The following is a 21,726-nucleotide window of genomic DNA, read 5'->3' as shown; positions in this document are numbered from 1 at the left end:
TTCTTTTACCGGGTAAAATTGGTGTTTACATTTAATCACTAAAGACCTATAAGGTTTTGAAAACCTTATAGGTCTTTAGTAAATCAAAAAGCAATGGTTAACATTTTTAGGTGATAAAAGAAGCATCGACCTAAAAAATCAAAATTTAATGACCAGTATTTTTAGCTGATAAAAGAAGCATCGGCCCCAAAAAAAAGGGCCAGAAAAAAAGTTTAAACAACTTCATTTATAAATCAATGTTTAATCAAGTTTTTCTGGATCAATTCCTGCTTGTTTTAATATGCCATGCAAGGTTCTTTTTTAAAAATCTTTACTGTGCATAGGCACAACTGTACGCAAGCCGGTTTCTTTATTCATAAAAATCTGGTGGCTTCCTTTTGATCTTATTAATTCAAATCCGTTTTTCAGAAATATATCAACAATTTACTTGGGAGTATAAGATTTCATTAGACGAGTGTTAAAGAATACTCCAGTGTCTTGCTATCATCGGGTACAATTTCAGCGTCCAATTCTAAACTTTCAATATATAAACTAATAGCTTCTTTTGCCATTTCCATAGCTTCTTCAATGGTTTCACCTTGTGTAAAACAACCAGGCAAAGCCGGAACTGAAACAGAAAATCCACCTTCCGCTTCTGGAGTTAACAATACACGATAAGTTCGTTGCATTTTATAAAGTTAGTGCTTTTGATTTAAAACAAAAATGGCTCCAAAATTAGAAGCCATTTCCTGATACTTAATAGTTAATACTTGGTACTTGAAACTAAATACCAGATACCAAACCTAAAATCCTAATACCGGTAATAATCCGGCTTAAACGGACCATCAACCTGTACGCCAATATAATCAGCCTGGTATTGGTCCAGTTCTTCCAGTTCTACACCAATTTTGGCTAAGTGTAAACGGGCAACTTTTTCATCTAAATGTTTAGGCAAAGTATAAACCTTGTTTTCATATTTTTCCGGGTGCATCCAAAGTTCCAATTGTGCCAAAGTTTGGTTGGTGAAAGAGTTACTCATCACGAAACTTGGATGCCCGGTTGCACAACCTAAATTTACCAAACGGCCTTCAGCCAATACAATTATATCTTTACCATCAATGGTATATTTATCAACTTGTGGCTTGATTTCAATTTTGGTATTGCCATAGTTTTTATTGATCCAGGCCATATCAATTTCGTTATCAAAGTGGCCGATATTACAAACAATGGCTTTATCTTTTAAAGCACGGAAATGCTGCTCGCGTACAATATTACAGTTACCTGTTGCAGTTACCACAATATCCGCTTCAGCAATAGCTGTTGACAATTTCTTCACTTCAAAACCTTCCATAGCAGCTTGTAAAGCACAGATCGGATCGATTTCGGTAACGATTACACGGACACCGGCATTGCGCAAAGAATCTGCAGAACCTTTACCAACATCACCATAACCGCAAACTACAGCTACTTTACCAGCCATCATTACATCAGTTGCACGGCGGATCGCATCAACCAAAGATTCGCGGCAACCGTATTTATTATCAAATTTAGATTTGGTAACCGAATCATTTACGTTGATAGCAGGAATTGGCAACGTACCATTTTTCATGCGCTCATATAAACGGTGTACACCAGTTGTAGTTTCTTCGGATAAACCTTTTATCGCAGCAACTAATTCAGGATATTTATCAAAAACCATATTGGTTAAATCGCCGCCATCATCCAAAATCATGTTTAACGGTTCCTGGTTTTCGCCAAAATGCAAAGTTTGCTCAATACACCATTCAAATTCCTGCTCGTTCATCCCTTTCCAGGCATAAACGGAAATACCGGCTGCAGCAATTGCTGCAGCAGCATGGTCCTGGGTAGAGAAAATATTGCAGGACGACCAGGTAACTTCTGCGCCTAATTCAATCAACGTTTCAATTAAAACAGCCGTTTGTATAGTCATGTGCAAACAACCTGCAATCCTTGCACCTTTTAACGGTTTTGATGCGCCATATTCCTGGCGTAAAGCCATTAAACCGGGCATTTCTGCTTCGGCCAAACCAATTTCTTTGCGGCCCCATTCGGCCAGGCTCATATCTTTTACTTTGTAGGGTACGTAGGTTTCTACTACTGACATAAATGCTTCTTTTATCGTGCAAAAATAGTTATAAAAAAACGATATTCTAAAAAATAGCTTTGGCAACGTTGTCAGTTCTGTGTTAAGATTTTACACGATTTGGTGCTTACAATTTGAATTGATTAGTTTTGTACAGATTTAAAAAGACAATAAAAATGTACCCAGAATATTTAGTTGCCCCAATGCGGGAAGATCTGACCAGAGTTGGCTTTCAGGAATTAAGAACTGCCGAGGAAGTAAAAAACGCCATTGAAACCGAAGGGACTACTTTTGTAATGGTTAATTCTGTTTGTGGTTGTGCGGCTGCCAATGCGCGCCCTGCGGCTAAAATGGCAACACAAAACGGCAAAGTGCCTAATAAATTTGTAACCGTTTTTGCCGGAATGGAAAAAGATGCGGTTGATGCAGCGCGTGATTATATGCTGCCTTACCCGCCATCTTCGCCTTCTATGGCTTTGTTTAAAGACGGAAAATTAGTGCATATCATAGAACGCCATCAGATTGAAGGACGCCCGGCACAAATGATCGCTGATAATTTGGCCCACGCTTTCGATCAGTATTGCTGATGCTATTTTTATCGATATAAAATTGAGGTCCGGTGAAGTAAATTTACCGGATTTTTTATTTCCTGAACTTTCGTTTTGGATGTTGGCTTGTGTGGAAAATGGAAACAATATTTACAGCTTCTTCCTTTTTTTGGATCGAATAGAGAATAACATAGGGAAACTTTGCCATAGGAGCTTGCCTAAAATTCTTTTTTACTAAAGGATAACTTTCTGGATTGATTGAAATAGCTTTTGCATCTTTTTCAAATTGCTCTAAAAATTTAGAAGCTAAGTCATCTTGCTGGTCGATATACCATTTTAAAGCTTCAACAAGTTCTCTATTAGCCTTATTAAGCGTTCTAATTTTATACGGCACTTTTTTGCTTAGCGTTTTCTATGATCATTTTTGCATTTGACATCACTTCTTCCCATGTCAGCAGCACAGCAGTCCCGTCTTCAATTTCCTTCACCCTGCTGTCCATTTCTGCCACAAATTCCGGGTCGTCCGAATGATCGTAAACGCTTTCGATATCACTCTCCAAAACGGTATAAATAGCTTTTATTTTTTCTTCTTCTGCGGAGGCAATGTAATCTTGCAGCTTTTTCCTGATTTCTGAGGTTTCCATAAACTGTGTTTTACTCAAACTTAAACATTATTTTGATCTGTTTTGCCGATGCTTCTTTTATCGGCATAAAATCTATTTCGACCAATTGGTTTTGCCGGATTTTTTATTTCCTGAATTTTTGTTTTGGATGGCGGCTGGTATGAAAAATGGAAACAATCGTTATTACTTCTTCTTTTTTGTTGATGGAATAAATGATAAAATATGGAAACTTTTCCATTAAAGCCTGGCGATAACCTCTTTTGGCCTTTGGGTAACTTTCTGGCAAATTCAGAATATTCAGTACTTCTTTCTTGAAATAATTACTAAACAATTCCGCTAATCCATCCTGCTGTTCTGCATACCAATCTGCCGCTTTATCAAGTTCTTTTATTGCTTTAGGAGATGTTTCAATTTTAAACGACATGCTTGGGTTTTAAACCTGATATCCGGTTATCCAGGTGCAAAAACATTTCTTCCATAGAAACCGTCTTTACCGTCCCATCTTCAATTTCTTTCATCCTGCTGTCCATTTCTGCCACAAATTCCGGGTCGTCCCAATGATCGTAAACGCTTTCGATATCACTCTCCAAAACGGTATAAATAGCTTTTATTTTTTCTTCTTCTGCGGAGGCAATGTAATCTTGCAGCTTTTTCCTGATTTCTGAGGTTTCCATAAACTGTGTTTTACTCAAAATTAAACATTATTTTGATCTGTTGTGCCGATGCTTCTTTTACCGGCATAAAATCTATTTTGACCAATTCAGGCTTACCGGATTTTTTATTCCCTGAATTTTTGTTTTGGATGGCGGCTGGTATGGAAAATGGAAACAATCGTTATTACTTCTTCTTTTTTGTTGATGGAATAAATGATAAAGTAAGGAAACTTTTCCATCAAAGCCTGGCGATAACCTCTTTTAAATTGCTGGTAACTCTCCGGATTTCGTAAAACGCTACCGATAGAAATTTCTACATCTGCTGCAAATTTTGCAGGCAAATCATTTTGCTGTAAACCATACCAATTTAGAGCATTGTAATATTCGTTGTCGGCTTTTGGAAGGACAACGAGCTTATACAGCATCTTTTTGCTTTAAATCCTCAAGATATTTTCTTGATTTCGCAAAAAATTCTTCCATTGGTATTCCTTTTACCGTTCCATCCTCTAATTCTTTCATCCTGCTGTCCATTTCTGCCACAAATTTCGGATCGTCCCAATGGCTGTAAAGGCTTTCCATATCACGCTCCAAAACCGTATAGATCGCTTTTATTTTTTCTTCTTCTGCGGATTCTATATAATCGTGCAGTTTTTTCTTTATTTCTGAAGTTTCCATACCTTACGTTTATTCAAATTTAACGATTATACTTTATTGCCCGAAGGAATGTAAATTTACAAACTATAAATAACTCAACTTTAATTGCAAAATGATCTGTAATCCTCATAAAATATCTTTCGTTTTTGGATTGGCCTGCTTTATTGCATCAGTAACGAATGCACAAACGCCCGCTGATAATCCTGCCTTAAAAATCTACCGCGCCACGCCCACAAAAATTAATGACCTGGTCAATACAAAACTCGATGTCCGTTTTGATTATGCCAAACATTATCTCTATGGAAAAGAATGGGTTACACTAAAACCACATTTTTATCCAACAGATTCTTTGACTTTAGATGCTAAAGGAATGGATATCAGCAATATTTCTGTTGTAAAAAATGGTAAAAACATTCCATTAAAATACGTTTACGATAGTTTGCAACTAAAAATCAGCCTCGATAAAAAATACACTTCCGCAGAAAACTATACTTTATATTTAAGTTATACGGCCAAGCCTGACGAGTTAAAAGTAAAAGGCAGCGCAGCCATTAATGATGCCAAAGGCTTGTATTTTATCAATTCAAATGGTGCGGATAAAAACAAACCCATCCAGATCTGGACGCAGGGCGAAACCGAAAGTTCATCAGCATGGTTTCCAACGATTGATAAGCCGGACCAGAAAACGCTGCAAGAGATCAGCATGACGGTCCCTTCCAAATATGTTACGCTTTCTAACGGAAAACTCATCTCCCAAAAACCTGCCGGAGATGGTTTACGCACCGATACCTGGAAAATGGACAAACCGAACGCGCCTTATTTATTTATGATGGCCGTTGGCGATTTTAAGATCTATAAAGACAAATGGAAGGATAAAGAAGTAAACTATTATTTAGAGCCTGCTTATGCCCCTTTTGCCAAACAAATCTTTGGTTTTACACCGGAGCTGATCGGTTTTTATTCGCAAAAGTTAGGGCTGGATTTCCCCTGGAATAAGTACAGTCAGATTGTGGTACGCGATTACGTAAGCGGCGCGATGGAAAATACCACAGCTACTTTACACGGCGAATATGTGCAGAAAACAGCCCGCGAAATGTTAGACGGTAATTACAGCCAGGGCGAAAGTACCATCGCACACGAACTTTTCCATCAGTGGTTTGGTGATTATGTAACGACCGAAAGCTGGAGCAATTTAACGGTGAACGAATCTTTTGCTGATTTCAGCGAAACGCTTTGGGCGGAACATCGCTATGGAAAAGATGAAGGCGGCGCACATATCAACGAAAACCGGCTTGCTTATCTTAATTCCAGAGACGCCCGTACAAAAAACCTGGTCCGTTTTCATTATGCGGACAAGGAAGATATGTTTGATGTGGTAACCTATCAAAAAGGCGGCTGCATTTTAAATATGTTGCGCAATTACCTGGGTGAAGATGCTTTTTTTGCCGGCTTAAATTTATACCTCCGCCAAAATGCTTTAGGTAACGGCGAAGCACAACAGCTTCGTTTAGCGCTTGAAAAAGTGAGCGGTAAAGATTTAAACTGGTTTTTTAACCAATGGTATTACGGCGCTGGCCATCCGGAACTAAAGATCGATTACAAATGGGACGAGGCCAGCAAAACACAATTTGTTTACCTGAACCAAACGCAAAGCGGACAAACTTTTACCTTGCCCATGGCAATTGATTTTTACGTTACCGGAAAGAAAGAACGGCGGCAGGTTTGGATGAAGGATAAAGCAGATACACTTTCTTTTAAACTTGCATCTAAACCCAACCTGGTTAATGTTGATGGCGATAAAGTTCTCCTCGCCCAAAAAACAGATAATAAAACCAACGAAGAATTTGTATTTCAATACTTTAATGCGCCTTTGTATTTAGACCGCTGGGAAGCGATGAATGCTTTAATGGGCAAACAAGGCGATGCCGGGGCACGCAAAGTAATATTAGCTGCGTTAAAAGATAAATATTACGGTTTACGCACTTTGGCTATCCGGAATGTAAACCTCAACAGCGATGAGGTTAAACAAGCCGCGCTGCCAGAATTAACCAACATTACCCGCAATGACCCGAACAATACAGTAAAAGCTGCAGCGATAATAGCTTTAGGTAAACTAAAAAATCCTGCTGATTTAACCTTGTTTAGAAATGCTTTAAACAGCCAGTCTTACGCTGTACAAGGTGCAGCTTTAAATGCATTAGCTGTCCAAAATCCAGACGATGCCTTAAAACTCGCAAAGGGTTTGGAGAAAGACAACAAAGGCACGCTAACACAATCAATCGTAATGCTTTATACTACTAAAGGATCTGAAGCAGAACTGCCTTTTGTTACCAAAGCTTTTAATGAAGCTGGCCCGCAGGCAAAGTTTAATGTAATGCAAGGTTACATTTCGATGTTAGGCAAAATAAACGATACACAACAAGTAAACACGCGTGTAGATGCTTTTAAGAAACTGGCCATTCAATACAAGCAATACGGGGTTGACCAATATGTAATGGGCATGCTGGGTGAATTGAAAGCACAAAAGCAAAACCAGGCGAAAAACGCGGATGCAGCTTTAAAAACTCAGTTAGATGCCCAGGCAGATTATATTGCCAAAGCGATAGACGAAATAAAAGCGGCTAAATAACCATACTGTTTTTACCGGCATAAAAAGAGCATCGCTTTTATTGCGGATGCTCTTTTTTATTCTGATGAAAGCTATCCGTAAATATTTTTATATAGATTAGTGATAAAATTAAAGGTTATGAAAAAGATACTTTTCTTCATCATTCTTGCAGGAATTGCGTTTGAACTGAAAGCACAGCAAAAACCAGCCATCAAACCATTAGAAAAAGTTACGGCTTCTAATTTTCGTTCTATATTTGATTCGCTTGCACTCAGGCCCCGGCTTTCTATCAAACCGAACAGCAATGCTGATTTACAGTTTTTACCCGGGAAAAATTCTTCTTCCAATATTTTAATTGCTTCTTTGGATAAAATGCCAATTGTAAAACCAGTTGGCAAATGGAATATGCCGGTTGCGAAACCAGATGAAAGTACAAGATATAAGATGCCTGTTAAACGCTTATCCCCGGTTATCAAACCAGATTCATCAGCAAAAAACATTAATCCTTAAACGGATATACTGTTTTTATGCCTGAGAAATCGCGGCAGCGTTCCTTTCCCGGTTTTTTCTGCGAAGCTACTTCATCAAAATGCTGTTCATACTTGATATGATTGGTTTTCATCAACCTATCCCCAATATTAAAATACAAACCATAATTGCATTTTATTAAACGATGGTGCATGTTGGTCGTAGGATGATACAGAATGGTAAACGCAATGAGCGGAATGATGCCAACTTCAACAAAAGCCTCAATTGGATGGAAGGCATAAGCTGCAAAAGGTGTTGGATTGGTAGAAAGATGATGCACTTTGTGAACAATTTTAAACAGCAGTTTCCAGTGCATAATACGGTGTGCCCAGTAAAAATAAGTATCGTGCAAAAAGATCATCAATAAAATACTGGCAAAATAGTAACCGTAGCCGTAATCGCTGATGTGATGATAAACCTTGGTATAGCCTTTTTTACTGGCATAAGTAACGGCAAGAATAACTGCACCAAAAATTAAAATAGTAAGAAAAGAATAACAGATTTCCCTGGCCACATGCTTATTTTCCGGGTAACGCTGCTGGATTTTTGCAAACCAGAAAGGCTTATTTTTCCACAGATAAAAGAAGCTGTAAAATAAACCGGCAAACAACAAATAACGCATACAGATAGAAATAAGCACAGGTGCACCGCTAAAAATAGGTTGTAGTGTTAACAGGAGTTGGACTATGTATCCAAACAATTTTTACAAAATAAACACAGACTTTTTAATTAAAATTTAGAAGTTGTTTAAACTTTTAGGCTCCGTTTAAATAGTTACAAGGCCCTTCGATATGTTCAGGCTGGTGCCCATGCTTCTTTTACCGGATAAAAACTGGTGTTTTCCTGCATTTAAATAATCAAAAAAACAATGGTCAACATTTTTAGGTGATAAAAGAAGCATCAGCCTAAAAATCAAAACCTGAGCATTAAGGCCTGTTTAAAATTTATTCCGCAATTTTTTGTATGCTTCTTTTTTTGGCTAAAGCCGCTCCCTGTGTTTCTACCAACCCACGGCCTGAAGGCCGTGGCAATTTTAAAGCGTAGCTTTTACGACAACCTTTGTTTACCAATGCTGGATTGCCTTGTGCAGACAGGACGCCCGGGCCATGTTCTAATTGGCCGTTTCCACGGCCTTCAGGCCGTGGACAAAGGATAAGCGGCAACAGGCTTTAGCCAAAACCACAAAACCACAAAACATTTAAAAAAATCATGGCATAAAAGGGGCATCAAACAAAAGGACAAAATTTAAACAGGCCCTAACATTTTTGAGGTGATAAAAGAAACATCAACCCAAAAAAAAGAGGGCCAGAAAAAAAAGTTTAAACAAGTCCTTAATTAAAAAAGATGTAAAATTTATCCGTAAGTAACAAATACTGAACTTTATACACAACCAAACTTTGTAACTAATGCACTATCCATTCGTAAAAAACGCATGCCTTTAATAACAAAAACTTCTCTACTATCCATATTTGATTTAAGGAACGTTTCTAAAAGGGCGTACATTATTTACTCAATAGCATTTGCTGCCGGGTTTATTTTATCAGCAGTTTATTACTCCTTAAATCTTAACAAATCCTGTATATCTACTGCTTTATTCTGTTTTTGCTTAGGAGCTGTAATGGTTTTAAAAAAGTTAGGTATTCTAAATAAAATAGAATATTACTTTTTACTTATTGTAAGCGCCCATTTAATAATAAGTGTAATAGTAGAAGGAGCACAGTCAGGGCAATGTTTCTATTATTTCCCTTTACTTATTGGCATTCCGGTAATTATAGATTTTGAAAAATCAAATTACAAAACACTTTTTTTCAATTTTTCAATTACAGTTATATCCTTTTTAGTTTGTCTTTTTCTCGGCTTATATACTTTTCCTATGGAGCCTGTTCCACATGCAGCTCAGGCAAAAATTTATTTGTGTAATGCACTCACTTCCATTATCATGACTGCAAGTTTTGCCGGTGCTTTCATCTTTTCTCAAAAATTAAACTTTGAAGAATTAATCGAAGAAAAAAACAATACTATTTCTTCGCGCACACGGTTTCTATCTACCATGGGCCACGAGTTAAGAACTCCGCTTAATGGTGTTTTAGGCGCTGTTAATTTATTGAAAGAAGAGAAATATTTAGCAGACGATAACGAATATTTCCGCATATTAAAATATTGTTCCGGCCACATGTTAAACCTGGTAAACGATATTTTAGACTTTAATAAAATTGAAGCAGGCAAGTTAGAGATCCATCCCATCGAATTAAATTTAAAACAACTGATTACTGATTCAACACTGCCTTTTTACAACAGTTTTGAAGAAAAAAACCTCCAATTAATGGTTGATATAGCACCGGAACTGGATGCTTTTGTACTTGGAGACGATATCAGGATTATCCAAATCTTAAACAATTTATTATCAAACGCCTTAAAATTTACCGCAAAAGGATATGTAAAGCTAAGCCTGCTGTGTATGCAAAAAAGCAACAACAAGCTTAGGACTAAATTTATAGTAGAAGATACAGGTTTAGGGATTGATAAAGAAGACCAGTCTAAAATTTTTGAAAGCTTTTGGCAGGTTTATGATTCAAGTACCCGAAAATATAATGGCACAGGTTTAGGGCTTTCCATTTGCCTCCGTTTATTAGAACTGATGAACAGCTCTTTAAAACTAAAAAGCGAAAAAGGGAAAGGAAGTATTTTTAGCTTTGAAATTGAGTTTGAACTTTTAACCAAACAAACATCATCGTTAACAGGCATTAAACAAGGCCCGGAAGATTTAGAAGGATTGAGGATTTTGGTTGCAGAAGACAACAAAATTAACATGATGATTGCAAAGAAGATCCTGACGGGTTATAAAGCTTCGATCACTTGCGTTTTTGATGGACAAGAAGCTTTAGATGCCTTAGAACTCGATGCAAATTATTCGTTAATACTGATGGACCTGGAAATGCCGGTAATGAACGGCTTTACAGCAATTACTCATGTAAAAACACTCTATCCAACAATTCCTGTATTAGCTTTTACGGCTTCGCTTATTGACCAGGAAATGCTTGCCGACCTGCTGACCAGCGGTTTTACAGATTTCATCCCCAAACCATTTGAACCTCATCAAATGTTTAACCTGATAAAAAAATATGCTGTTTTATCAGTTGCCAATGCACCTGTTATTTTTTAGGGCGTTTAAATTTTATTCAACGTATTGCCTATGCTTCTTTTATCCCACAAAAAAATCTGTGGCGTTCTCTGTAATTTCTAATTTACAGATCACTCCTACACCAACTTTTTATTGATAAAAGAAGCATTGTATTTCTCTTCTGATAAAAATTTAAACAAGCCCTTAATCCCTGCATTACTCAAAAACAACCGTTTTATTTTTATAAACAAAAACGCGGTCATCAAAAACCAGTTGCAAGGCTTTTGCCAGTACCGAAGTTTCTATTTCCTGTCCGGCTTTCATCATATCCGCAGCAGTATGCGAATGGTTTACGGGGATAATTTGCTGCGTAATAATCGGGCCTTCATCCAGTTCGTTAGTAACAAAATGTGCTGTTGCACCAATCAGCTTTACACCACGTTCAAATGCTTGCCGATAAGGGCTGGCACCAACAAATGCGGGCAAAAAAGAGTGATGGATGTTAATGAGCTGCTTTGGAAATTTAGCTACAAAACCAGGAGATAAAATACGCATAAACTTGGCAAGCACAATATAATCTGGCCCTAATTGCCGGATTATTGCAGCTATTTGTTCTTCTGGTTCTTCATTTAAAATTGAAGGGCTATACAAAACCGGATAAAAAGGAACATCAAAACGTTCGCAAATATTTTGCAGGTTAGTATAATTACCAATTACACCTAATACCGAAGCACCTAAAGTCCCAAAGAAATTACGGATCAGAATATCAGCAAGGCAATGGTATTCTTTAGTAACCAGCACCACAATTTTTTTTTGCAGTTGTTGGTTGATGGCGATTACCGCATCTTCTGGCAGTACACTTTTTATTTTAGCTTCCAGCGCAGCTACATCAACCAAAGGCTCTACTTCCAGGCGCATATAAAACCGGTCCTGGGCTTTGTCCACATGCTCGTTCATGGAAACAATATTTAGCTGCTGTTGCACCAATATGCCCGAAATAGAAGTAACAAGGCCAACCTGGTCTTTACATTGTATTAAAATAATCATGGTAATAAAAAGGGGGTTTGTAATGGTTTATTTAGCTGTTATAATTAAAAACAGCAATTAGTTTTTAATGCTGATGCTTCTTTTATCTGTTAAAAATCTTTGTTCAGCAGTTTTTCCAATTCCATAAAACTAATGTTCATTTTTACTTTGCCTTGTTTGGCATAAGCAATTTCGCCGGTTTCTTCGGAAACGATTAAAGCCGTAGCATCACTTGCTTCAGAAATTCCGATGCCTGCCCGATGCCTTAAACCAAATTGTGGAGGCAGGTTGGTGTTATCTGTTAAAGGTAAAATGCAACTGGCAGATTTAATTTTATTTTCGGCAATAATAACGGCGCCGTCGTGCAAAGGGCTATGTTTCTGAAAAATACTTTCCAGCAAGCGTTTGGTAATTTTAGCATCCAAATATTCGCAACTGTTATGAAAAAACTCCTCGTCGTAGTATTTGGCAAAAACAATTAATGCACCTGTGCGGCTTTCTTTCATGGTTTTACAGGCATCAACAATGGGTTTTATTCTGGCGAGGTTATTTTTTTCTTCCTCTGTTCTGCCAAAAAAATATTTCCACCAGGCTTTGTTACGCTGCAAGGAAGCATTTCGCCCTACTAACAACAGAAAGCGACGGATTTCCTGCTGAAAAACCACAATCAGCGCAATGATGCCTACATTCATAAAGTTGCCGAGGATGCCTGTAAGTAACCGCATGTTTAAAGCCTTCACCACAAAATACAAGGCGCAAAGTATAGCCAGGCCAATAAAAATATTGGCTGCGATAGTTCCGCGGATTAAATTATAAATCTGATACATGATGATGGCTACCAGCACAACGTCCAGCACATCAAAAAAAGTAAACCGTAGAAAGCTCAGGTCGAAAGATTGCATTTGCACGAAGTTAAACATTCCGGCAATTCATCAGCATTATTCTGTAAGGATTAAATTACCAGTACTTCTTTTACCGGCATAAAATTTACCGGTAAAAGAAGCACCGGATTTGTAATACTTCTTTTACCGGTAAAAATAATTAATTGTAAACTAATCTGCCGGATAAGGGTTTTTTTCAGGAAACAGGTTCATTCTCAATTATTAACATTTCAATTTAACACCAAAATGCCGGATATTAAAGAAACGATGCCATTAGCATCAACCCAAAAAGTTTTTGACCGCAGGCAATTTATAGAAAGTGCAGGAAAAGGGTTAATTGCAGCTACCGTAATTGGCGAACTGGCTACGGGAACAGCAAGTGCCCAAAGTACAAATAGCAACAAACCAGGCCCGCGTTCTATGGCCGATGCGATAAAAGTGGAAGTGCCAAGCCAGCATGCAGCAAGCGAAGGAAACCAGTCATCGTTTCCAACCATTTTGCCCAAAGATAAACGTGTAGGTTACGCGGTTGTGGGTTTGGGAGAATTAACTTTGGGCCAGATTATGCCGGCTTTTGGCAACTGTAAAAATTCTAAAGTTGTAGCTTTGGTAAGCGGAAGCGCAGACAAAGCAAAAAAGGTTGCGATGCAATATGGCGTTGAGCAAAAAAAACTTTACAACTACCAGAATTTTGATGAGATTAAAAATAATCCGGAGATAGACGCAGTTTACATTGTACTGCCAAATGCCATGCACGAGGAATTTGTAATCCGTGCAGCAAAAGCAGGAAAACATGTTTTGTGCGAAAAACCGATGACAGTTTCTTCAAAATCAGCAGAGCGGATGATTGATGCTTGCAAAAAAGCAGGTAAAAAATTGATGATTGCATATCGTATCCAATACGAACCGAATAACCGCCAGATGATGCAATTTGCACGTAGCCATAAGTTTGGTAAGGTAAAAGTGATTACTTCCGTTAACGTACAAAATATTGGCGATCCGAAACAGTGGCGTTTGCATAAAGCTTTATCTGGCGGCGGTTCTTTGCCGGATATTGGTTTGTATGATATCAACACCAATCGTTTTTTATTAGGTGAAGAACCTTATATGGTAAACGCAACCACTTACAGTACACCCAATGACCCAAGGTTTAAAGAAGTAGAAGAAGCGGTAATGTTCCAGATGTTCTTTCCAAGTGGCGTAATAGCCAATAATACTTGCAGTTACGGCGCGCACAACTCTAAACATTACCGCTGCTATGCCGATAACGGCGGCTGGTTTGGGATGGACCCGGCTTTTGATTACAAAGGCCTGATGCCGGAAGCATCGCAGGTAATGGGCAAGGTACAAAATAAAATGCAGCCCAAGTTGCAGGAAGAAAATCAGTTTGCTTTAGAGATTGACCATTTTTCTGAATGTGTGATTGAAAATAAAGTACCATACACGCCGGGCGAAGAAGGTTTGCAGGACCAGAAAATAATGGAAGCGATTTATGAATCGGCAAGGACCGGAAAACCTGTAAACCTGGAACGGATGGATAAGCTGGATACTTTCCGCGGAACACCTCCCAAAGAAAGCTGATCAAAAAAATATAGGCATAAAAGAAGCATGGCCAGGAAAATTTTTCCTGGCCATGCTTCTTTTATCGGTAAAAAATTAACAACTCTACGATGATAAAAGCATTTATTTTTTCTTTTTGATCAAACTCACTTCACCGGTTGTTTCGATATAAATTTCGTCTAAATCTTCTAAAGAATTGGTTTGTCCTTTTAACCTGATGTCGCCGCGTAAGTCATCTTCACTCATCAAACCACGTTTCATATTTTCTTTGTTCATTTTTCCGTTTTGGTACAAAGGCTGTGATTTTCCTTTTACCAAATGCTCAAACTTTTTGTTGTACATGCTGTACCAGGCAATAGCACGATGCAACAAAACCAATACTAATGAACCGATAACCGTTGGCAAAAACGGAGAAGCACCCACAATAGCACGGCTTAAAACAGCGCCAAGCATAATGGCAATGGTATTATCAAAAGCTGTTTTTTTACCAAACGTGCGCCTTCCGGCAATTCGGATGAGCAGCAACGCAATCAGGTAAATTACCAGTGCCCGGCAACTCATTTGGAGAGAGTTGAGGTCTTTCCCCTCTCCGAATATTTTGATCAGTATTTCCATTATAGCTAAAACTTATAGGAGTTTTAGCTACAATGTTACCTAAATGTTAAGAAATTGTAAATACAATATTTGGGGCGATAAAAGAAGTATCAGCAAATCTATCTATTTGCTTAAATACTTAATTATAATTATAGGGCTTCAGCAATCTTCTCTTTCCCAATCATCTCCAGCAAAACTTTTTCCGCCTGGTTCAATCCCGGAACAGACAAAGGTTTATCTTCTGTGATTTGTTCCAGATAACGGTCAATCCGCCCTTCTTCATAACTTTTAATTAATGTTGGGTGCACATAATATTTTTTGCAAACTGTGCGTGTATTGCCTAAATGAAAAGCTACATCATCCAGAACCTGGACCACTTTCTTTTTACATTCTTTTGCAGTTGTAAAACCTCCGGCTTCCTTAAAAGCATATAAAGCGTGTACGCTGCCAGACCAGGTCCGAAAATCTTTCGCCGTAAAATCTTCGCCGGTAATTTCTTTTAAATAAGCGTTTACATCATCACTTTTTATATCCTGTGGGTTGCCTTCTTCATCATAATATTGAAACAGTTCTTCTCCGGGGATGTCCTGACATTGTTTTACCAATTTGGCCAGCTCCTTACTTTCCAGTTTTAAATCATGGTAAACTCCTTTTTTTCCTTTAAAACCAAATTTTACCACGCCGCCTTCTATTTCAACATGCTCATCGTTTAACGTAGTTAAACCATAAGAACCATATAACTCGCGGTAGTTTTCATTACCGATGCGAATGTGCGTTAGTTCCATCACCCTTACCACCAGCGCCAACACTTTCTGTTTATCCAGTTTTTTTCGCGCCAAATCTTTATCCAGCTGCTCCCGGATTTTTGGAATATGACTGGCAAATTCTTCCATGCGATGATATTTGGATTGATTCCGGATTTTGTTCCACTGAGCGTGATAACGGTATTGCTTCCGTCCGGCTGCATCAACGCCGGTAAACTGCAAATGGCCATTTTCGTACGGACAAATCCAAACATTAGTATAAGCCGGCGGGATAACCATTTTGCGGAAACGCTCCAGCAGTTCCTCATCCTCAACCAATGCTCCTTTTGCATCCTTAAAAACAAACTCATCGCCTTGTTTTTCGCGGGTATAACCAGGCGAAGAATCGTTTACATATCTTAATCCAACGGATTTGGCGGTAACTTTAGGGTCACGGCCAATCTTCTCTAATTGTTTACGTAGCTGCTGCATGTTAACAGTAAACGCAATTTTGTAACAGAGGTTTTATGTAGCGGTAATCTTAGTTTAACATTACATTAAGAACAAAAAGAAGCATTAGATGGTTAAACATCTACATTAATAAAAACAGCATTATGAAATATAATTTTTTAAGCAATACCGGGCTGCTGGTATCCGAGATTTGTTTCGGAACGATGACTTTTGGTTCAAGCGGGCAATGGCAGGCAATTGGCGGCGTTGACCAGGCAGGCGCAAATGATTTAATAAAACAAGTTGTTGATGCAGGAATCAACTTTATTGATACGGCCAATGTGTACTCCTTCGGACAATCGGAAAAACTGCTCGGACAATCGATTAAAGATTTGGGTTTGAACCGGAACGACTTAGTTATAGCAACCAAAGTACGTGGCAAAATGGGCGAAGGTAAAAACAACGTTGGCTTGTCGCGCTATCATATTTTCCAGTCGGTAGATGAAAGTTTGCAGCGTTTGCAATTAGACCATATCGATATTTTATATGTTCACGGCGTTGATCCTTACACTCCTGTTGAAGAAATTGTACGTTCACTGAATGATATTGTACTCACTGGAAAAGTACGTTACGTTGCAGTTTGTAACTGGCCGGCCTGGATGGTAATGAAAGCTTTAGGCATAGCCGAAAAACATGGATGGAACAAATTTGTGGGCATGCAATATTTCTATTCGCTTTCTGGGAGAGATATTGAACGGGAAATTTTACCATTGGCCAAAGCCGAAAATATAGGTATAATGCCCTGGAGTCCGCTTGCTGGTGGTTTTCTTTCCGGAAAATACACACGCGAAAATGAAAAAGCAGGAAATTCCCGTCGCGATAGTTTTGATTTCCCTCCTATCAACAAAGAAAAAGCTTATGATATTGTTGATGTTTTGAACGAGATCGGACAACAATATCAGGTTAAAGCTGCTGAAATTGCTTTGGCCTGGGTTAGGCAGCAACCTGGCGTAACCAGTACCATTATTGGTGCTAAAAATCCGGAACAGTTAAAATCTAACTTACATTCAACCGAGCTTACTTTAAATGCCGATGAACTGAAACGGATCGATGAAGTAAGTGCTTTGCCAAAAGAATATCCGGGCTGGATGGTGGAACGGCAGGGAAGCGATAGGAAGAAGGATTAAGGATGCTTCTTTTAATGACATAAAAATAGTATGTTATTTTTATCAGGAAAGCCGGAACTTTATCAGTTTCGGCTTTTGTTTTTTAGGTTGGCATTTATATTAAAAATAAAAGGCGTTAACGCTCCTTATCAATAGCCTAAAATTTAAACTGTATAAAATTGAATATCGAGAAGACTTTTTTATGTTTACTAAAACTTATATAACTTGTGTCAATACACGAGTTAGCGGCAAGCTGATGGAACCTCGCCCTATTAAGAGCATCTAAGCTATAAATACTATGACAAGAAATTTGACTATTGCAAACCGAATTCGAGAAGTATTACTTGATGGACATTGGATTGCTAACACAAATTATAAGGAACAAATATTGAACGTGAATTGGCAACAGGCAATACAAAAAGTTGACGGTTTAAATACTATTGCGGCTTTAACCTATCATATAAACTATTATTTGGCAGGACTATTGGACGCTTTTGAAAATGGAAAACTTGAAATTAGCGACAAATACAGTTTTGACCTTCCACAAATACATTCGGAAGCAGATTGGAACAAAATAGTAACAGACTTTTTGAACAATTCTGAAAAATTTGCAAGCCAAGTTGAACAAATGGATGACAACAATTTTGACCAACCATTTATAGACAACACATATGGAAGTTATTTGCGAAATATTGAAGGCGTTATTGAACACAGCTATTATCATTTAGGACAAATTTCTTTAATCCGAAAAATGATAATGCTAACTTAACATAAGTGTTTAAAGTAACACCATCAACAATATTTAAAGCGGACATTGCTAAATGAAAACAAATACTATTGACAATAAATCTGTAGATAACTTCTTGAAAGAACTTGATGACGAATAAAACTGCTATATACAAAAGCATTTCTAATCCCATCTTTTGAACTATGGATTTTCAATCCAATTACAAACAAAATTAAATACTTTTATACTGATAAAAGAAGCAACTATTTAACGAGAAATTCAACTTCTTGTAAAATGAAAAAAGATTTTATTGACATAGGTTCTTACATTGAAAGTTTTCCAAAAGATGTTCAGGAAATTTTGGAACAATTACGGCTAACCATTAGAAAAGCTGCACCTGATGCAAAAGAAACAATCAGTTATGGAATGCCTGCCTTTAAATTAAACGGTAGCCTGGTTTATTTTGCAGCTTATAAAAACCATATTGGCTTTTATCCAACCGCATCAGGAATTAAAGCATTTCAGCAGGAAATCTCTGTTTATAAAAATTCAAAAGGTGCAATTCAGTTTCCAATAGACCAACCGCTTCCATTAGATCTGATAACAAAAATTGTAAAATTCAGGGTTAATGAAAACCTGGAAAAAGCAGAAACAAAAGCCCCAAAAAAGACAAAGATGTAGCTTACTGAAAGAATAAGCAAAAATAAATGTTCTTATATTAATTATTCATAAGGAATTTATTTTTATATTAGAATAATACTAATAAACAAATAAACATGCTGACTAAAGCCAAATTGAAAGAGCAGATCGAAAAATTCCCCGAAGAATTTTCTATTGATGAATTAGTTGAAAGATTAATTTTAATAGAAAAAATTGAAAACAGAATTTAGCAATCTGAACGTGGAGAAGTTATTTCTGACGATGATTTGGATAATGAACAAATAAAAAAGCATATTCTTTCTGAGTTTATTAGTGGAAATGAGCTTGTAAAAAAGAATGTGGAAGAATATTTGAAAACTTATGATGCACTCCGCAACTAATGATTTTTAATTCAGAAATAAAAAAAATTAAACATGAATACCAATTTAAACATCCAAAATAAAAAGATAGAATTAATTCAATGGCTTTCAACTATTGAGGATATTTCAATCCTGAATAAAATCATAGAACTTAGAAAGCAACAAAACAAAGACTGGTACAATTCTATTTCCGAAAATGAGAAAGAATCTATTGAGAAAGGTTTGCAAGATGCAGAATCTGGAAAATTAAACCCACATTCAACAGCAAGAAAACTGTATGAAAAATGGCTATAAAATATTCTGGACTGATTATGCTTTAAATGAATTAGAACAAACCATAACTTATCTTGAAGAAAACTGGACAGAAAAAGAATTACGAAATCTTGCATCAAAAATAGAGGAAACATTAGAACTTTTATCTCAAAATCCAAATTTATTTCAAAGGTCAGAAATTAAAAAAGATGTCCGACGGGCTGTTGTATTAACACATAATACTTTGTATTATCGTATTAATGGTGATACTGTTGAAGTTATTTCTTTTTTTTCAAACCGTCAAAATCCAAAGAAAAGAAAATTAAAATAGTAATTACAAAGTATAAATTTTAGCTTTTCAAGAACAATCTTCGTAACTCTTAATATTAACTTTTACCTCATAAAAACAGCATCGCTTTTAACGATGCTGCTCATATTGATTAGGAATGATTGAATTTTTAAGTAAATTCAAATCTTCATCAGAAAGTTCAGGAACATCCAAAGTTCCAACCGCATCTTCCAATTGTTCTAAAGTTCGAATACCAACAACAGCGCTGGCAACAATTTTCGGCGCCAAAGCAAATTGTAAAGCAGTTTGTGCGTTACTTTTACTTTCATCAGAAACTTCTTTGATTGCTTGTGCTGCTTTTAGCACCTCTTTTTCAGAATAATTCAAATAAGCTTTTGCCGGTTTATTTACAAGCAAACCTTGGGCAACGCTTCCACGCGTTAAACAACTGATTTGATTTTTTTCAAGCAGATTAAAGCAAGTTTCTTTTGGTCGCCGATCCAACAAACTATATTGCATCATCACACTTACTATATTTGATTTTGCTACATATTCCCGGATAACATTTGGGCGGATGGAAGAAATACCATAATAACGAATCTTTCCCTGCTGTTTCAGCAATTCAAAAGCTTCAATGGTTTCATCAATATTATCATCAATCATACCACCATGTAATTGGTATAAATCGATATAATCTGTTTGTAAACGCTTCAAACTTCCTTCAACAGCTTGTAAAATATATGCTTTGCTTGCATTCCATTTGGTGCTGCCATCGGCTTGCCGCTGGTTTCCAACTTTAGTTGCCAAAACAATTTTATCGCGATAAAATTTCAATAAATTCCCAATGATAATTTCGTTCTGCCCGCCATCATACAAATCCGCAGTATCAAAATAATTGATCCCAAGTTCCAATGCTTTGTTTAGCAAGGTTTTATTCTCTTCGCTGCTTCCGCGAAGCGACATGCAGCCAAAACCTATTTTACTGACTGATAAATCTGATTTTCCTAAAGTTGCATATTTCATCTTTGCAATTATTCGTTCAGGTTTTTTAATGCTTCAATTGTATATTGAATTTGATCAGGATGCACATCCAAATGCGTAACAAAACGAATCCGGCGAACATCATTAGCAGAAGCTTTGATTCCTTTTTCGGCTAATTTTTGCAAATAGTACGATGCTTCTTTTACCGTATCAAAAATAACAATATTGGTTTCTACAGATAAAACGCCGGTAACCCAGTTGCAATTGTTTAAAGTTTCTTCCAGTGATTTGGCATGATCGTGGTCTTGCTGCAAACGCTTTACCTGATGGTCCAAAGCATACATTCCGGCTGCAGCCAAAAAACCAGCCTGGCGCATTCCTCCGCCTAAAACCTTACGAACTCGACGTGCATAAGCAATACTGTTTTTATCAGCTAAAAAAACAGATCCAACGGGCGCGCCTAAACCTTTGGAAAGGCAAACAGAAATACCGTTAAAATACTGTCCGTAATCCGCAGCTTTGTCTTTGGTAAAAGTTAAAGCATTAAAAATACGTGCGCCATCCAGGTGCAGTTTAATGCTCCTTTTAGCACATAATTCTGCAATTGGTTTAATCTGATCCAAAGTATAACAATTTCCGCCGCCTTTATTTACCGTATTTTCCAGCACAACTAAAGTGGTACGCGGATAATGGACATTGTTCGGATCGTTGATTTCCGGTGAAATCATTTCTGCAGTTAAAACCCCTCGTTCGCCATTTAACAATCTTGTAGAAACAGCCGAGTTAAAAGCAATTCCGCCACCTTCGTAACGGTAAACATGCGCGGTTTGGTCGGCAATCAGTTCATCTAACGGTTGGGTAAAACATTTAATAGCAATTTGATTGGTCATGGTTCCCGAAGGGCAAAAAATAGCAGCTTCCATTCCGAAAAGTGCTGCTGCTTTCGCTTCCAGTGCGTTTATGGTTTCGTCTTCTCCGTAAACATCATCACCTACTTTGGCGCTCCACATGGCATCGAGCATTCCCGGTGTGGGTTTTGTTACGGTATCGCTTCTTAAATCAACTGTCATTGTATCGTTATTAGGTTTGGTTGCAAAATAAACGCAATCCAATTATTTATTTGCGTAATTGTAAATTATTTCAGGATTGATATAAACGTTTTACAAAAAGCATAGTCTTAACAAAATTGATACGTAAAAGAAGTATACTAAAAACAACGT

General features: G+C 37.3%; 27 protein-coding genes. 10 read left to right on the top strand and 17 right to left on the bottom strand.

Going from position 1 to position 21,726, the window contains the following annotated elements; all coding sequences use genetic code 11:
* Positions 1-300: 300 nt before the first annotated feature.
* The 3 genes from GO621_RS19360 to ahcY form a co-directional block, all read right to left on the bottom strand.
* Entirely contained in the window at positions 301-408 is a 108-nt protein-coding gene (locus GO621_RS19360) for a type II toxin-antitoxin system HicA family toxin (RefSeq protein WP_198170135.1), read from the bottom strand.
* A 38-nt stretch (positions 409-446) separates the two neighbouring features.
* The gene (locus GO621_RS03955) at positions 447-668 is read right to left on the bottom strand and encodes a type II toxin-antitoxin system HicB family antitoxin (protein WP_157564399.1); all 222 of its coding nucleotides are present in this window, start codon (positions 666-668) and stop codon (positions 447-449) included.
* A 122-nt stretch (positions 669-790) separates the two neighbouring features.
* Positions 791-2,104, bottom strand: coding sequence for an adenosylhomocysteinase (gene ahcY, locus GO621_RS03950; protein WP_157564397.1), 1,314 nt, complete (start codon positions 2,102-2,104; stop codon positions 791-793).
* A gap of 155 nt (positions 2,105-2,259) precedes the next feature.
* Here ahcY and GO621_RS03945 point away from each other — a divergent pair, with 155 nt between their 5' ends.
* Positions 2,260-2,670 (top strand): BrxA/BrxB family bacilliredoxin, encoded by a 411-nt coding sequence (locus tag GO621_RS03945; RefSeq protein ID WP_157564395.1) that lies wholly within the window; start codon positions 2,260-2,262, stop codon positions 2,668-2,670.
* 55 nt (positions 2,671-2,725) lie between these two features.
* On the opposite strand, the gene GO621_RS03940 is transcribed toward GO621_RS03945, so the two are convergent.
* The 6 genes from GO621_RS03940 to GO621_RS03915 form a co-directional block, all read right to left on the bottom strand.
* Entirely contained in the window at positions 2,726-3,025 is a 300-nt protein-coding gene (locus GO621_RS03940; RefSeq protein ID WP_157564394.1) for a type II toxin-antitoxin system RelE/ParE family toxin, read from the bottom strand.
* A complete protein-coding gene (locus GO621_RS03935) occupies positions 3,015-3,275 on the bottom strand; it encodes an addiction module protein (RefSeq protein ID WP_157564392.1) in 261 nt (86 codons plus the stop codon). The genes GO621_RS03940 and GO621_RS03935 overlap by 11 nt, the downstream gene beginning before the upstream one ends.
* A 103-nt stretch (positions 3,276-3,378) precedes the next feature.
* Positions 3,379-3,678, bottom strand: coding sequence for a type II toxin-antitoxin system RelE/ParE family toxin (locus tag GO621_RS03930; protein ID WP_157564391.1), 300 nt, complete (start codon positions 3,676-3,678; stop codon positions 3,379-3,381).
* Positions 3,668-3,928, bottom strand: a complete 261-nt coding sequence (locus tag GO621_RS03925) for an addiction module protein (protein ID WP_157564389.1) — start codon at positions 3,926-3,928, stop codon at positions 3,668-3,670. The genes GO621_RS03930 and GO621_RS03925 overlap by 11 nt, the downstream gene beginning before the upstream one ends.
* A gap of 104 nt (positions 3,929-4,032) precedes the next feature.
* Positions 4,033-4,332, bottom strand: a complete 300-nt coding sequence (locus GO621_RS03920; RefSeq protein ID WP_157564387.1) for a type II toxin-antitoxin system RelE/ParE family toxin — start codon at positions 4,330-4,332, stop codon at positions 4,033-4,035.
* Complete coding sequence (locus GO621_RS03915; RefSeq protein ID WP_157564386.1) at positions 4,322-4,582, bottom strand: hypothetical protein; 261 nt, start codon at positions 4,580-4,582, stop codon at positions 4,322-4,324. The genes GO621_RS03920 and GO621_RS03915 overlap by 11 nt, the downstream gene beginning before the upstream one ends.
* Before the next feature lie 91 nt (positions 4,583-4,673).
* Between GO621_RS03915 and GO621_RS03910 the strand changes: the two genes are divergently transcribed.
* Together GO621_RS03910 and GO621_RS03905 are read left to right on the top strand one after the other, a co-directional pair.
* The gene (locus GO621_RS03910; protein ID WP_157564384.1) at positions 4,674-7,190 is read left to right on the top strand and encodes a M1 family metallopeptidase; all 2,517 of its coding nucleotides are present in this window, start codon (positions 4,674-4,676) and stop codon (positions 7,188-7,190) included.
* A gap of 117 nt (positions 7,191-7,307) precedes the next feature.
* Positions 7,308-7,679 carry a hypothetical protein gene (locus GO621_RS03905; protein ID WP_157564383.1) on the top strand — a complete coding sequence of 124 codons (372 nt, stop codon included), beginning with the start codon at positions 7,308-7,310 and terminating at the stop codon, positions 7,677-7,679.
* Here the strand turns inward: GO621_RS03905 and GO621_RS03900 are convergent.
* Both GO621_RS03900 and GO621_RS03895 read right to left on the bottom strand, forming a co-directional pair.
* Complete coding sequence (locus tag GO621_RS03900; protein ID WP_198170121.1) at positions 7,669-8,397, bottom strand: sterol desaturase family protein; 729 nt, start codon at positions 8,395-8,397, stop codon at positions 7,669-7,671. The two genes, GO621_RS03905 and GO621_RS03900, sit on opposite strands and share 11 nt — an antisense overlap.
* A 244-nt stretch (positions 8,398-8,641) precedes the next feature.
* Positions 8,642-8,860, bottom strand: a complete 219-nt coding sequence (locus GO621_RS03895) for a hypothetical protein (protein ID WP_157564381.1) — start codon at positions 8,858-8,860, stop codon at positions 8,642-8,644.
* A 710-nt stretch (positions 8,861-9,570) separates the two neighbouring features.
* Here GO621_RS03895 and GO621_RS03890 point away from each other — a divergent pair.
* A complete protein-coding gene (locus tag GO621_RS03890) occupies positions 9,571-10,860 on the top strand; it encodes an ATP-binding response regulator (RefSeq protein WP_198170120.1) in 1,290 nt (429 codons plus the stop codon).
* A 174-nt stretch (positions 10,861-11,034) separates the two neighbouring features.
* On the opposite strand, the gene purU is transcribed toward GO621_RS03890, so the two are convergent.
* Together purU and cdaA are read right to left on the bottom strand one after the other, a co-directional pair.
* Positions 11,035-11,865 carry a formyltetrahydrofolate deformylase gene (purU, locus tag GO621_RS03885; RefSeq protein WP_157564377.1) on the bottom strand — a complete coding sequence of 277 codons (831 nt, stop codon included), beginning with the start codon at positions 11,863-11,865 and terminating at the stop codon, positions 11,035-11,037.
* Between the two features lie 89 nt (positions 11,866-11,954).
* A complete protein-coding gene (cdaA, locus tag GO621_RS03880; RefSeq protein ID WP_157564642.1) occupies positions 11,955-12,746 on the bottom strand; it encodes a diadenylate cyclase CdaA in 792 nt (263 codons plus the stop codon).
* A 225-nt stretch (positions 12,747-12,971) separates the two neighbouring features.
* Between cdaA and GO621_RS03875 the strand changes: the two genes are divergently transcribed.
* On the top strand, positions 12,972-14,306 hold the full coding sequence (locus GO621_RS03875; RefSeq protein ID WP_157564376.1) for a Gfo/Idh/MocA family protein: 1,335 nt from the start codon (positions 12,972-12,974) through the stop codon (positions 14,304-14,306).
* 102 nt (positions 14,307-14,408) lie between these two features.
* On the opposite strand, the gene GO621_RS03870 is transcribed toward GO621_RS03875, so the two are convergent.
* Together GO621_RS03870 and GO621_RS03865 are read right to left on the bottom strand one after the other, a co-directional pair.
* Complete coding sequence (locus GO621_RS03870) at positions 14,409-14,900, bottom strand: DUF421 domain-containing protein (protein WP_157564374.1); 492 nt, start codon at positions 14,898-14,900, stop codon at positions 14,409-14,411.
* Between the two features lie 128 nt (positions 14,901-15,028).
* The gene (locus GO621_RS03865) at positions 15,029-16,114 is read right to left on the bottom strand and encodes a DNA topoisomerase IB (protein WP_157564373.1); all 1,086 of its coding nucleotides are present in this window, start codon (positions 16,112-16,114) and stop codon (positions 15,029-15,031) included.
* Between the two features lie 122 nt (positions 16,115-16,236).
* Between GO621_RS03865 and GO621_RS03860 the strand changes: the two genes are divergently transcribed.
* The 5 genes from GO621_RS03860 (at position 16,237) to GO621_RS03840 (ending at position 19,567) form a co-directional block, all read left to right on the top strand.
* On the top strand, positions 16,237-17,259 hold the full coding sequence (locus GO621_RS03860; RefSeq protein WP_157564371.1) for an aldo/keto reductase: 1,023 nt from the start codon (positions 16,237-16,239) through the stop codon (positions 17,257-17,259).
* A gap of 277 nt (positions 17,260-17,536) precedes the next feature.
* Positions 17,537-18,007 carry a DinB family protein gene (locus GO621_RS03855; protein WP_157564369.1) on the top strand — a complete coding sequence of 157 codons (471 nt, stop codon included), beginning with the start codon at positions 17,537-17,539 and terminating at the stop codon, positions 18,005-18,007.
* Positions 18,008-18,259: 252 nt separating this feature from the next.
* Complete coding sequence (locus tag GO621_RS03850) at positions 18,260-18,646, top strand: iron chaperone (protein WP_157564368.1); 387 nt, start codon at positions 18,260-18,262, stop codon at positions 18,644-18,646.
* A gap of 392 nt (positions 18,647-19,038) precedes the next feature.
* Complete coding sequence (locus GO621_RS03845) at positions 19,039-19,278, top strand: hypothetical protein (RefSeq protein WP_157564366.1); 240 nt, start codon at positions 19,039-19,041, stop codon at positions 19,276-19,278.
* The gene (locus GO621_RS03840) at positions 19,262-19,567 is read left to right on the top strand and encodes a type II toxin-antitoxin system RelE/ParE family toxin (protein ID WP_157564364.1); all 306 of its coding nucleotides are present in this window, start codon (positions 19,262-19,264) and stop codon (positions 19,565-19,567) included. The genes GO621_RS03845 and GO621_RS03840 overlap by 17 nt, the downstream gene beginning before the upstream one ends.
* A gap of 87 nt (positions 19,568-19,654) precedes the next feature.
* Here the strand turns inward: GO621_RS03840 and GO621_RS03835 are convergent, their stop codons facing one another.
* Entirely contained in the window at positions 19,655-20,548 is an 894-nt protein-coding gene (locus GO621_RS03835; RefSeq protein WP_157564362.1) for an aldo/keto reductase, read from the bottom strand.
* An 8-nt stretch (positions 20,549-20,556) separates the two neighbouring features.
* Positions 20,557-21,576, bottom strand: coding sequence for a threonine aldolase family protein (locus tag GO621_RS03830; RefSeq protein ID WP_157564360.1), 1,020 nt, complete (start codon positions 21,574-21,576; stop codon positions 20,557-20,559).
* Positions 21,577-21,726: the final 150 nt, after the last annotated feature.

It is taken from the genome of Mucilaginibacter arboris (assembly GCF_009754915.1).
In the GTDB taxonomy this organism is placed as follows: Bacteria; Bacteroidota; Bacteroidia; order Sphingobacteriales; family Sphingobacteriaceae; genus Mucilaginibacter_A; species Mucilaginibacter_A arboris.
The sequence above is the reverse complement of the archived record's forward strand: the minus strand, read 5'-3'. Positions and strand labels throughout refer to the sequence as shown.